The following is a 13,103-nucleotide window of genomic DNA, read 5'->3' on the forward strand; positions in this document are numbered from 1 at the left end:
CCATTGACTAAATTGGTCACAAGAACAATACTGAGGTCCTGCCTTCCAGGAGAGACCTCATGCTTTCGCGTCGCCTTGCCTCTTCCGCCGCAAGCTGCCTTTTGCCCCTCGCGCTAGCCGCGTGCGGCGAAAAGGCCGCGCCCGACCCGCGTACCCAGCCTCCGCTAGTCCGGGTCGAAACTGTCCGGACCACATCGGTCGGTTCCCGCTCATTCACGGGAACCGTTGCCGCCCGCGTTCAGGGCGATCTCGGTTTTCGCGTTTCCGGGAAAGTGCTGGAGCGGCTGGTGGATGCGGGGCAGACAGTCCGCCGCGGGCAGCCGCTCATGCGGATCGATCCCAATGACCTGAAGCTCGCGGCCCACGCGCAGCAGGAAGCCGTCGCGGCGGCCCGTGCACGGGCCAGGCAAACCGCGGAAGACGAGGCGCGCTACCGCGATCTGGTCGGCTCGGGCGCCGTATCGGCCTCTGCCTATGACCAGGTGAAAGCCGCGGCGGACTCGGCCCGGGCCCAACTCAACGCGGCAGAGGCCCAGGCCGACGTGGCCCGGAACGCGACCAGCTATGCGGTACTGGTCGCCGATGCCGACGGCGTGGTCGTCGAAACGCTGGCGGATGCAGGCCAGGTTGTCAGCGCCGGCCAGATCGTGGTGCGTGTGGCGCACGCCGGTCGCCGCGAGGCCATCGTGCAGCTGCCCGAAACCCTGCGCCCGGCCGTGGGTTCCGTCGGCCAGGCAACGCTCTACGGCAATGACAGCCTGACCGTGCCGGCCAGGCTCAGGCAGCTTTCGGACGCGGCGGACAGGCAGACCCGGACCTATGAAGCGAGATATGTGCTGGAGGGCCCGCTGGCCGACGCCCCGCTCGGCGCCACCGTGACCGTCCGGCTCCCCGAAAGCCATGCTGCGACAGCGCAATCGGACCTGCAGGTACCGATCGGCGCGCTGCACGATGCCGGCAAGGGCCCTGGGGTGTGGGTGATCGATCCAAAGCTCAATCGTGTGAGCTGGCGTCCGGTGACGGTTCGCGGCCTCGGTGACGACGCCGCGCGCGTCGCCGGTGAGCTCCGCACCGGCGACCGTATTGTGGCGCTAGGCGCCCATCTGCTGCGCGAAGGCGAGCAGGTCCGCGTCGCCGCCAGCGAAACCGTGGCCGCCCGTGAGGCGGGCCGTGGAGCGCAGCAATGAGCGGCTTCAACCTATCGGCGCTCGCCGTCCGCGAACGGTCCGTCACGCTGTTCCTGATCATCCTGGTATCGGTAGCGGGCGTCATCGCCTTCTTCAAGCTTGGCCGGGCAGAGGATCCCGCCTTCACGGTCAAGACCATGACCGTCGTCACCGCATGGCCGGGCGCAACCGCGCAGGAAATGCAGGACCAGGTTGTGGAAAGGCTGGAAAAGCGCATGCAGGAACTGCGCTGGTACGACCGCACCGAAACCTATACCCGTCCGGGCCTGGCCTTTACCACGGTGACACTGCTCGACAGCACGCCGCCTGCCGAGGTGGAGGGAGAGTTTTACCAGGCGCGCAAGAAGCTGCGCGATGAATCGGCCTATCTGCCCCCCGGCGTCATCGGGCCGATCGTGAATGACGAGTATTCAGACGTGACATTCGCGCTCTTTGCGCTGAAGGCCAGGGGCGAGCCCCAACGTCTGCTGGCCCGCGACGCCGAAAAGCTGCGACAGCGCCTGCTGCATGTAGCGGGCGTCAAGAAGGTGAACATCATCGGCGAACAGCCGGAGCGCATCTTCGTGGCCTTTTCCCATGACCGGCTCGCGACGCTCGGCATCTCGGCGCAGGACATCTTCACCGCGCTCAATAGCCAGAACGTCCTCACGCCGGCCGGATCGATCGATACCGCAGGCCCGCAGGTCTTTATTCGTCTCGATGGCGCGTTCGACAAGCTGCAGAAGATTCGCGACACACCGGTAGTGGCACAGGGCCGAACGCTGAAACTGTCGGATATCGCCACGGTCGAGCGCGGCTACGAAGACCCCGCGACCTTCCTGATCCGCAACAACGGCGAACCCGCGCTGCTGCTCGGCGTCGTGATGCGCGAAGGCTGGAATGGCCTGGACCTCGGCAAGGCTCTCGAAGCCGAGGCCGCGACCATCAATGCCGGCCTGCCACTAGGCATGAGCCTGACCAAGGTGACCGACCAGTCCGTCAACATCAGTGCGTCGGTCGACGAGTTCATGGTCAAGTTCTTCGTCGCACTGCTGGTTGTCATGGTGGTGAGCTTCCTGAGCATGGGCTGGCGCGTCGGGATTGTCGTGGCGGCGGCCGTGCCGCTGACGCTGGCCGCCGTGTTCGTCGTCATGGCGGCCACAGGCAAGAATTTCGACCGCATCACGCTTGGCGCGCTGATCCTTGCGCTGGGCCTGCTGGTCGACGACGCGATCATCGCCATCGAGATGATGGTAGTGAAAATGGAAGAGGGCTACAGCCGTGTGGCCGCCTCCGCCTACGCCTGGAGCCACACCGCCGCGCCGATGCTGTCGGGCACGCTGGTGACCGCGATCGGCTTCATGCCCAACGGCTTTGCTCGCTCCACGGCTGGCGAATACACGAGCAATATGTTCTGGATCGTCGGCATTGCGCTGATCGCGTCGTGGATCGTCGCCGTCGCCTTCACGCCTTACCTTGGTGTCAAGCTGCTTCCGGAAATCCGCAAGGCCGAGGGCCATGGCGCTGTCTATGACACGCCGAACTACAACCGTTTCCGTGGTTTGCTGGGCCGTGTGATCGGACGCAAATGGATCGTCGCCGGCATCGTGGTGGGCAGCTTCGTGGTCGCGGTGCTTGGGATGAGTCTGGTGAACAAGCAATTCTTCCCGACGTCGGACCGCCCCGAGGTGCTCGTCGAAGTGCAGATGCCATATGGCGCCTCCATCGGCCAGACCAGCGCGGCTGCGGCCAAGGTCGAAGCATGGCTCGCGCGGCAGTCCGAGGCAAAGATCGTCACGGCCTACGTCGGGCAGGGGGCGCCCCGCTTTTACCTGGCGCTTTCCCCCGAGCTGCCGGATCCCTCGTTCGCGAAGATCATCGTGCTGACCGGCAGACAGGAGCAGCGCGAGGCCCTGAAGCTGCGGCTGCGCAAGGCGATCAACGACGGACTCGCACCGGAGGCGCGAGTCCGTGTGACTCAGCTGGTGTTCGGCCCATATTCGCCCTTCCCGGTGGCGTTCCGTGTCTCGGGCCCCGATCCCGACAAGCTTCGCGCCATCGCCGCTGACATGGGCAAGGTCATGGAGGCCAGCCCGCTGATGCGCACCGTCAATACCGACTGGGGCACGCGCACGCCCGCGCTGCACTTTACGCTGCAGCAGGACCGGCTGCAGGCCGTCGGCCTGACCTCCAGCGCGGTCGCGCAGCAGTTGCAGTTCCTGCTCAGCGGCTTGCCCGTCACCGAAGTCCGCGAGGACATCCGCTCGGTGCAGGTGCTGGCGCGCGCGGCGGGGGACATACGACTGGACCCGCAGAAGATCGCCGGCTTCACGCTGATCGGCGCTGCGGGGCAGCGCATCCCGCTTTCGCAGGTAGGCACCGTAGACGTGCGCATGGAAGATCCGATTCTGCGCCGGCGCGACCGTACACCGACCATCACGGTGCGCGGCGATATTGCCGAGGGGCTGCAGCCGCCCGACGTGTCGACCGCCATCTACAAGCAACTCGCGCCCATCATCGCCAGGCTGCCTGCCGGCTACAGCATCGAGCAAGCGGGAGCCATCGAGGAATCGGCAAAGGCCACCAAGGCGCTGCTGCCGCTGTTCCCCATCATGCTGGCCTTGACCCTGGTGATCATCATCCTGCAGGTGCGCTCGATCTCGGCGATGGTCATGGTGCTGGCCACGAGCCCGCTGGGGCTCATCGGCGTGGTGCCGACCCTGCTGCTGTTCCGGCAGCCGTTCGGCATCAATGCCCTGGTCGGACTGATTGCACTGTCAGGCATCCTGATGCGCAATACGCTGATCCTGATCGGGCAGATCCACCAGAACAAGGCAGAAGGGCTCGCACCGTTCGACGCCGTCGTCGAAGCCACGGTGCAGCGTGCGCGTCCCGTGATCCTGACTGCGCTGGCGGCGATGCTGGCCTTTATTCCGCTGACACACTCGGTGTTCTGGGGAACACTGGCCTACACGCTGATCGGTGGCACGTTCGCCGGCACGGTGCTGACGCTGGTGTTCCTCCCGGCGATGTACGCGATCTGGTATCGGATCCGGGTACCTGTCGACAAGACCGGGCGCATCCCGGAAACTCGCATCCCCATGCCACCCGCTGGCGACACGCGCGGCCGGAACGCCGACACGCCCGCTGCCACTACGTGAGCCGGCGCGACGTCCCGACTCCGGCGAGCCACGTCGGGACGTCATCACGGGAGCACAGGCGCTCAACATGCGTTGCTCAAGAATTGCTGATGCCTGCCCTCGTCTGCAGCCCTGTGAGTGGCCATAGCACGTATGGGCAGGCATCGAACACGCCTCGCGAGAGGTGTCAAAGTTCGAACACCCTGTTCAGCAAAGCGGCATCACAATGCGCTGGACTCCCCGGTGAGAATGCGGTCTTCATGAGGCTTAGCCCTGAGGTACCAGGCGAGGGACAGCAGGGCAACCCAACCCGCACCGATATAAAGCGCTACGCGCGTGTCTTCGACATAGCCCAGCACACAGATGACAAACAACATGAAGGCAATTGCAAGCGCCGGACCGACGGGCCACATTGGCACTTTGAACTTGAGCGCGCGAACCTCTTCGGCCGACAGGCGACGCCGCATGGCAACCTGAGACAGAAGGATCATGAGCCAGACCCATACGGTCGCAAAGGTCGCGATCGACGCAATGATCACGAACACCTGCTCGGGAATCAGGTAGTTCAGCACAACGCCGCCGAGCAATGCGGCAGCCATCGCCAGCACCGTCACCCAAGGCACACCTTGACGCGAGGTGATCGCAAAAAGACGGGGTGCCTGGCCCTGCTCTGCCATGCCGAACATCATCCGTCCGGCACCAAAGATGTTGCTATTGATTGCCGAGATGGCGGCGGAAATAACGATCAGGTTGAGAATCGCTGCGGCAGACTTGATGCCCAGTTCCGAGAATATCTGTACAAACGGGCTGCCCTGACCGCCGATGCCGGTCCACGGAAAGATTGCCATCAGGACGACCATCGTCAGTACGTAGAACAGCAGAATCCGTGCAGGTACGGCATTGATCGCCCTTGGTATGACCTTCTCCGGCTCCTTTGCTTCGCCGCCGGTGATGCCGATGATCTCGATGCCACCATACGCAAACATCACCACCGCCAGCGAGGCGATCAGCCCTCCTGCGCCATGCGGGAGGAAACCGCCGTGCGCCCACAGATTGGTCAGGCCCGGAGAGTGTTCGCCATTCATCTTGACGCCTAGAAACAGGATCAGGGTGCCGCCAATGATCATCGCGCCGATGGCAAGGATCTTCACCAACGCAAGCCAGAACTCCAGTTCCCCGAACACCTTCACGTTGCACAGGTTCAACCCACAGATCAGCATGACGATGCCGAGCACCCATATCCATTGCGGGACTTCCGGGAACCAGAATCCCATGTAGATGCCGAATGCGGTCACGTCTGCGAGGCAAACGATGATCATTTCGAGGATATAGGTCCATCCGGTGAGAAAGCCTGCGAGCGGCCCAAGGTACTCGCTTGCATACCGTCCGAAGGAACCGGATACCGGCTCGCGAACCGCCATTTCGCCGAGCGCGCGCATGACCATGTAGACGGCCGCTCCGCCCAGGATATAGGCCAGAATGACGGCCGGGCCAGCGAGTTGGATGGCCGATGCGGAGCCATAGAACAGGCCCGTGCCAATAGCCGAGCCAAGCGCAAGAAAGCGGATGTGCCGCGCGCCCAGGTTACGTTGCAGGTGTTTCAAGCTGTCTCCAGAAAGATATCGAGATGGGGACCGGCAGTCCCATGGCGCGCAGGTCTTCGCCCGCTCATCGCCGGTGTAAGCGTTTTGCGTTCTTCTTAGAGGCTTGGCAGCATGCCCGCAGGCAGCAGGGCCGTGAGGTGGCGTTCGGCGATCAGTGCGCTGGCCCCTTCAATGTCCGGAGCGAAGTAGCGGTCCTTGTCGTAGAACGGCACTGACTGTCGCAGAAGCCCACGCGCGCGCTCCAGCGCGTCAGAAGACTTTGCCCCCTCGCGGAAATCGAGTCCCTGGCAGGCAGCGAGCCATTCGATGGCAATGATGCCCTTCACGTTGCTGGCCATCTCCCAAAGACGCTTTCCGGCGTTGGGAGCCATGGACACGTGGTCTTCCTGATTCGCGGAGGTCGGCAGGCTGTCAACGCTGGCAGGATGTGCGAGCGCCTTGTTGTCCGACGCCAGGGCAGCCGCCGTGACCTGCGGGATCATGAAGCCGGAGTTGACGCCGCCATTGGCAACGAGGAACGCCGGCAACTGCGACATGTGCTTGTCCATCATCAGTGAAATGCGCCGCTCGCTCAACGCGCCAATCTCAGCCAGTGCCAGCGCGAGGTTGTCCGCTGCCATGGCCACCGGCTCCGCGTGGAAGTTGCCGCCCGAGATGATGTCCCCTTCCTGCGCAAACACCAGGGGATTGTCGGAAACCGAGTTCGCCTCGATGGCAAGCACGTCCGCCGCATTGCGGATCTGCGTCAGGCAGGCGCCCATGACTTGGGGCTGACAGCGCAGGGAATAGGGATCCTGGACCTTTTCGCAGCTTGCATGGGACTGACCGACCTCGCTGGTCGGCCCCAGCAGGTGACGATAGACCGCCGCCGAATCGATCTGCCCTCGCTGGCCGCGCGCGGCGTGGATACGTGGATCGAACGGCGCGCGCGAGCCAAGCGATGCCTCGACGGTCAGCGCCCCGCAGACACTCGCCGCGGCAAACAGGTCTTCTGCCTGGAACAATCCCTGCAGAGCGTACGCAGTGGAGACCTGCGTGCCATTGAGCAACGCAAGCCCTTCCTTGGCTGCAAGCGTGAGCGGTTGCAGATCGGCAAGGGCAAGCGCTTCACGTGCGGGCAGCCATTCGCCGCGATAGCGTGCCTGGCCTTCGCCGAGCAGCAGCAGCGACATGTGGGCAAGGGGCGCCAGATCGCCCGACGCGCCGACCGACCCCTTCAGCGGGATGCGAGGGTACACCTCGGCGTTCACCAGAGTGATCAGCGCGTCGATGACTTTGCGACGGATGCCGGACAGTCCCCGCGCCAGGCTGTTGATCTTGAGCACCATGATCAGGCGCACCAGGGCGTCGTCGATCGGCTCGCCTACGCCGGCCGCATGCGAGAGCACCAGCGAGCGCTGTAGGCTCTCCAGGTCCTCGCGCGCAATGCGCGTCTGTGCCAGCAGGCCGAAGCCGGTGTTGATGCCATAGGCAGTGCGGCCCTCGGAGATGACGCTCTCGACGCACGCCACGCTTTGATCGATGGCCGCGAAGGCACGCTCGTCGAGCATGATCCTGACGGGATACTGATGTACGGCACGCAGTTGCGCGAGCGTCAGCTCACCCGGTTGCAGATGGAGGGCGGTGGCCGGCTGGTTTGCTTGATATGACATGTTCAGGTTCACTTGGAGGTGCCGAGCATCGGCAGGTTCAGACCGGCTTCGCGTGCGCAGTCGATGGCGATCTGGTAGCCAGCATCGGCATGGCGCATCACGCCGGTGGCAGGATCGTTGTTCAGCACGCGGGCAATGCGCGCGGCGGCTTCATCGGTGCCGTCGCAGACGATCACCACGCCCGAATGCTGCGAGAAGCCCATGCCGACACCACCACCGTGGTGCAGGCTCACCCAGGTCGCGCCGCTCGCGGTGTTGAGCAGCGCATTGAGCAGCGGCCAGTCGGAGACGGCGTCCGAGCCGTCCTGCATGGATTCCGTCTCGCGGTTCGGGCTCGCGACCGAACCGGAGTCGAGGTGATCACGACCGATCACGATCGGTGCCGACAGCTCGCCGCTGCGCACCATCTCGTTGAATGCGAGACCCAGCTTCGCACGCAGGCCCAGCCCGACCCAGCAGATCCGCGCCGGCAGGCCCTGGAAGCTGATGCGCTCGCGCGCCATGTCGAGCCAGCGGTGCAGGTGCTCGTCGTCGGGAATCAGTTCCTTGACCTTGGCGTCGGTCTTGTAGATGTCCTGCGGGTCGCCCGACAGCGCAGCCCAGCGGAACGGGCCGATGCCGCGGCAGAATAGCGGGCGGATATAGGCCGGCACGAAACCCGGGAAATCGAAGGCGTTGTCGACGCCCTCTTCCTTGGCCATCTGGCGGATGTTGTTGCCGTAGTCGAAGGTCGGCACGCCCCTCTTCTGGAAGTCCAGCATGGCCTTCACGTGGGCGGCCATCGACGCCTTGGCGGCCTTCACCACCACGGCCGGCTCGCGCTGCGCGCGCTCGCGGTATTCGTCCCAGCCCCAGCCCGCCGGCAGGTAGCCGTTGAGCGGGTCATGCGCGCTGGTCTGGTCGGTGACCATGTCCGGACGCACGCCACGGCGCACGAGTTCGGGCAGCACTTCGGCGGCGTTGGCGCACAGCGCGATCGAGATCGCCTTGCCTTGCGAGGTATAGCGGTCGATGCGAGCCAGCGCGTCGTCCAGGTCCGTGGCCTGTTCGTCGACATAGCGCGTCTTCAGCCGGAAATCGATGCGGCTCTGCTGGCATTCGATATTCAGCGAGCACGCGCCGGCCAGCGTCGCGGCCAGCGGCTGCGCCCCGCCCATGCCACCGAGGCCCGCGGTCAGCACCCAGCGGCCCTTGAGGCTGCCACCGTAATGCTGGCGGCCCGCCTCGACGAAGGTTTCATACGTGCCCTGCACGATGCCCTGGCTGCCGATGTAGATCCACGAACCGGCGGTCATCTGGCCGTACATGGCCAGGCCCTTGGCGTCGAGTTCGTTGAAGTGTTCCCAATTAGCCCAGTGCGGCACCAGGTTGGAATTGGCGATCAGCACGCGCGGCGCGTCGCGGTGCGTGCGGAAAACGCCAACCGGCTTGCCCGACTGCACCAGCAGCGTCTCGTCATCTTCCAGGCGGGTCAGCACCTCGACGATGCGGTCATAGCATTCCCAGTTGCGCGCGGCGCGGCCGATGCCGCCGTAGACCACCAGTTCCTTCGGGTTCTCCGCGACCTCGGGATCGAGGTTGTTCATCAGCATGCGCAGCGGCGCTTCGGTCAGCCAGCTCTTGGCGGTCAGCTTGTTGCCACGCGGGGCACGGATTTCGATATCGCGGAAACGGGGGTTCTCACTCACGGCACAACTCCTTCGGAATTTCGGAACAACTGGCCCACGGCACGGCCAGAAAACGTCATCTGATAGGGGTGTATAGTGTTGTATATACAAGCATAGATGTATTGGGGTATTCCCGAGGACGAGCAAAGATCTCTGCTGGAAGTGACTGCGCCCGGACTTGACCGTGCGTGAGGGTCGGGTGGGAACCGCCCAGGCACCCACTACAACGGGGGAGTCGGTGAGCCCCCGCCTTCTGTTCGCTGGATGTAAGCCTGGTAAAGACGGGAGATGTAATGCGGTCGCGAAATACCGTCTGATCTCACCCAACGGTTCGAGCGACGACTTTTGTACGACCCCAGTCTCGAGCGGCACCGAAGCGGGGAATCACGGAACTCGGGGATTCCGTCGTCACCGTAGAATTCAACCACGAAGCCAAATTCAGTGGCCGCCCAGCGCTTCTCATATGCTGCAACGAAATAACAGTGCCATACGCACCACATTAAGATGTGTCAGGCGTTCCGAACCGCATCGATTCGCTTAGCAAGATCGGCTTAAGAACAAAAAAGCCTCGAAACCGGTATAGATACCGGGCTCGAGGCCAATTCTTCAATCACTTTTTGGATTTAATCTATCGCGGGTTTTGAGCCTTTATTGTCCGTGCACAAACACGGAATGCCCGACCCGCTACCGTCCTTACAGATACTTAAACAAATTCATCCCTTGAATTTGCATGAACGATTGCTGCGCGCCCTGCAATGCAGTCTGTCTCTGGTAGTACTCGGTAATCGCTGAAGCGTAATCCAGATCCTGAAGGCCGGACAGCGTCTCCGTGTAGTTCAGACCACGGTTCGTGCCAATGGTGTCCAGCGCGTCCAGTTCCTGCATGCGCGAACCCACGGACGCGCGCACCGTCAGCACGTTATCCAGCGAATTCGAGAACTGGCGGATGCCGGTGGCAATGACGTTGTTCAGGTTGGCACTGTCGGCGTCGGAATGCACCGGCGCGTCCAGCGCGTCGATCACCGACTTCAGGTTCGCGAACATGTCGGTGCCCGCCTGGCTGGCCGGCTGAATGCTGATGGTGTCGCCCGTCTTAGGCGCTCCCTTGACCGTGAAGGTGACACCCGCGACGGCGATCTGTCCTGGGTCGGTGTAGGCGAGCGGCGTACCGCCAACGGGGTTTCCGCTCGGATCGGTGATGGTGTACTGCATCGAGCCGCTGCTGTCGTCGAACGTCAGCGTGAGCGGGGTACCGTACAGCGGATTGGTCGGATCGGTGGTCGATACCTGACCGTAGGTAGCACTGCCCGTGTTCGCACTGTTGCCCTTGAGCACATAGCCAGCCGAGCCCTGCACGCTCTGGAATACCTCGCGGCCGTTGCTGCCTGCCGGCATCTGGCGCGCTACGTCGACCTGGTACTGCTGTTGCTCGGTATTGCCGATGTACTGGACGCTGCCTCCACCCTGCACGAACGGCGGCGAGCCCGACAGCGTGCCGCCGAACAGGTACTGGCCGTTGCCGTCGTCGGCGTTGGCCAGGCCCAGCAACTGCTCGTACTGTCCCTTGAGCGCGGTGGCCAGCGAGGCGCGGTCCACATCGCTCAGCGTGCCATTTCCGGCCTGTACCAGCAGCGTCTGGATGTTCTGCGTCACCGTGGTCACGGTCGACAGCGTGTTTTCCTCCATGCCCAGCGAAATATTCGCCTGGTTGCGCGAGGTGGTGTACTGGTCGTTGATCGCGCTTGCCTGCGTGACGCCAAGTGCGCGCGTGGCGGCCACCGGGTCGTCGGACGGCGTGAGCACCTTGCGGCCGGTGCCGAGCTGTTGCTGGATATGCAGCAGCGACGACTGCTGCATGTTCATCGAGGCCAGGCCTTGCTGGTAGAGCGTGGAGGTTGCGACGCGCATTGTCTGTTCCTTCTCGGATTCCTGTTCGGTTCGGCTTACCGGCCGATGCCGATGATGGTGTCGAACAGCGTCGAGGCCGCCTGAATCACCCGTGCGTTGGCCTGATACATCTGCTGGAAGCGCAGCATGGACACCGTTTCCTCGTCCATGTTCACCCCCGATACCGACTGCTGCGCAGCGGTGATCTGAGCGGTGATGCTGTCCTGCGATGTCGAGGCGATCTGCACGGACTTGGCTCGCGTGCCGACATCGTTGACAAGCTGGGCATAGGCATCGTTGAAACTGGACACGCCGCCGATGGTCTTGGCGCTCTGCAGCTTGGCCAGCGCGAGCGCGTTGCCGTTGTTCTTCACCGCGCCCGCATTCGAACCGAGCGTGAACGAATCGCCCGCCTTGGGCGTGCCGCCAAACGTGAAGGTCAGGCCACCAAACGTGTAGTCGGTGTTCGCACCGTTCGCCGCCGTGCTGTCCGGGGTGATCGCCGCACCGGACGCGTCCGTAAAGGTGTAGCCGGTACCGTCGTAGGTGGCGATGATCTTGCCGGTCATCGGGGTAAAGCCCGGTGCCACGCTACCGAGTGCGGCGGTGCCACTGCCCTGGTTCGTGCTGCCGGCATCGACCCCTGCTGGCGCTGCCGCGGCAATCTTGGCCGGATCGGAGATCGCCATGTCGAAGCTGGCCGCGGCGTTGCGCGTCGGCTGGATCAGGAACGAGTCATGAGCGCTCGGGGTGCCGTTCAGCTGCACGGAAAAACCATCGAACTGGATCGGGTCAGTCGGAGCGAAGGTTTCGACGTGCTTGTCCGACATGCGGGTCAGCTTGTAGTTGGTACCGTCGAACTCCAGCGTGTAATCGCTCGTGGTCAGGGCCGATGCGTCGGTGACCGTGGCCTGCGCGATGGCACTGCTCGTGTTGTTGGCGTTGGACAGCGTGGTCGCGCTGCCCAGCTTGAACATGTCGGTGCCGATATCGCCGTTCATGTCCATGCCCAGCTTGTGCTGGTCATTGAAGGCCTGGCCGATCGCAAGCGACAGGCGGCCAATGGAGTTCTGCGCGCTATCCAGCGTTTCGCTGCGGAACTGCAGCAGGCCGCCCAGCGAGCCGCCGGTGATGGCGCCGCTCTCGCTTTCACGCAGGCCACCGCCAGGCACCGTGTAGGCGACCACGGTACGGCCAGGATCGGCCGCCGACGCGACGGCCTTCAGGTCATAGGACTCGTTGCCCATGACCAGCGGCTGGCCGTTGCCGATGAACACGTTGTAGGTACCGCCGTCCTGCACCACGACCTTGGCGCCGACCAGCTTGGTCAGTTCGGATACGGCCTGGTCACGCTGGTCCAGCAGGTCGTTGGGCGGCTGGCCGCCCGACAGTGCCTTCAGCTTCGCGATCTCGCCATTGAGGTTAGAGATCTGCTTGGAGTAGCTGTTGATCTGATCGACGGCAGTGCCGATCTGCTCATTCACGCCGGACTGCAACTGCTTGAAGTAGTTGCTGGCCGAGCGCACCTGCCCCACCAGCGCCTGGCCTGCCGAAAGCATGCCTTGGCGAGCTGCCGGGTCAGCCGGCGTATCGGCCACGGCCTGCACCGCCGAAAAGAACTTCTGCATCAGGGGCGCCAGGCCACCCTTCTGGTCGGCCAGCAGGTTGTCGATCTGGCCGATCTGGTCGGAGTAGGTCGACAGCGCCGAACCGGCCGACTGCGCACCGCGCAGCTGGCCGGTCAGGAACTGGTCGTACACGCGAGCCACGGTGGTCGTGTTCGACCCCATGCCAAAGAAGCCCTGGCTGGTGTACTGCCCGCCAGCGGAAGCCACGATGGTGTTCTGCCGCGAATAGCCTTCGGTGGCCGCGTTGGCGAAGTTGTGGCTGGTCGTCGTCAGCGCGTTCTGCGCGGTGTTCAGGCCGGAAAGACCAATGCTGAAGAGAGACATGTTGCTCTGACCCCGGATGCTGTTGATGCCTCCGG

At 63.8% G+C, this 13,103-nt stretch carries 7 protein-coding genes; 2 read left to right on the forward strand and 5 right to left on the reverse strand.

Going from position 1 to position 13,103, the window contains the following annotated elements:
- Nucleotides 1-59 precede the first annotated feature (59 nt).
- Nucleotides 60-1,187 carry an efflux RND transporter periplasmic adaptor subunit gene (locus K2O51_RS05405; protein WP_220630590.1) on the forward strand — a complete coding sequence of 376 codons (1,128 nt, stop codon included), beginning with the start codon at nucleotides 60-62 and terminating at the stop codon, nucleotides 1,185-1,187.
- Nucleotides 1,184-4,327 carry an efflux RND transporter permease subunit gene (locus K2O51_RS05410; protein WP_220630591.1) on the forward strand — a complete coding sequence of 1,048 codons (3,144 nt, stop codon included), beginning with the start codon at nucleotides 1,184-1,186 and terminating at the stop codon, nucleotides 4,325-4,327. Before K2O51_RS05405 ends, K2O51_RS05410 begins: the two co-directional genes overlap by 4 nt.
- 200 nt (nucleotides 4,328-4,527) lie before the next feature.
- Here the strand turns inward: K2O51_RS05410 and K2O51_RS05415 are convergent, their stop codons facing one another.
- From K2O51_RS05415 to flgK, 5 genes are all read right to left on the reverse strand, one after another.
- Nucleotides 4,528-5,910, reverse strand: coding sequence for an amino acid permease (locus K2O51_RS05415; protein ID WP_220630592.1), 1,383 nt, complete (start codon nucleotides 5,908-5,910; stop codon nucleotides 4,528-4,530).
- Between the two features lie 95 nt (nucleotides 5,911-6,005).
- Nucleotides 6,006-7,562, reverse strand: coding sequence for a histidine ammonia-lyase (gene hutH, locus K2O51_RS05420; protein ID WP_220630593.1), 1,557 nt, complete (start codon nucleotides 7,560-7,562; stop codon nucleotides 6,006-6,008).
- A gap of 8 nt (nucleotides 7,563-7,570) precedes the next feature.
- A complete protein-coding gene (hutU, locus tag K2O51_RS05425; RefSeq protein ID WP_220630594.1) occupies nucleotides 7,571-9,250 on the reverse strand; it encodes a urocanate hydratase in 1,680 nt (559 codons plus the stop codon).
- Between the two features lie 672 nt (nucleotides 9,251-9,922).
- Nucleotides 9,923-11,137 (reverse strand): flagellar hook-associated protein FlgL, encoded by a 1,215-nt coding sequence (flgL, locus tag K2O51_RS05430; protein ID WP_011301743.1) that lies wholly within the window; start codon nucleotides 11,135-11,137, stop codon nucleotides 9,923-9,925.
- A gap of 35 nt (nucleotides 11,138-11,172) precedes the next feature.
- Complete coding sequence (gene flgK, locus K2O51_RS05435; RefSeq protein WP_011301742.1) at nucleotides 11,173-13,068, reverse strand: flagellar hook-associated protein FlgK; 1,896 nt, start codon at nucleotides 13,066-13,068, stop codon at nucleotides 11,173-11,175.
- Nucleotides 13,069-13,103 lie beyond the last annotated feature (35 nt).

The sequence above is a fragment of the Cupriavidus pinatubonensis genome (assembly GCF_019602855.1).
GTDB classification, from domain to species: Bacteria; Pseudomonadota; Gammaproteobacteria; order Burkholderiales; family Burkholderiaceae; genus Cupriavidus; species Cupriavidus pinatubonensis.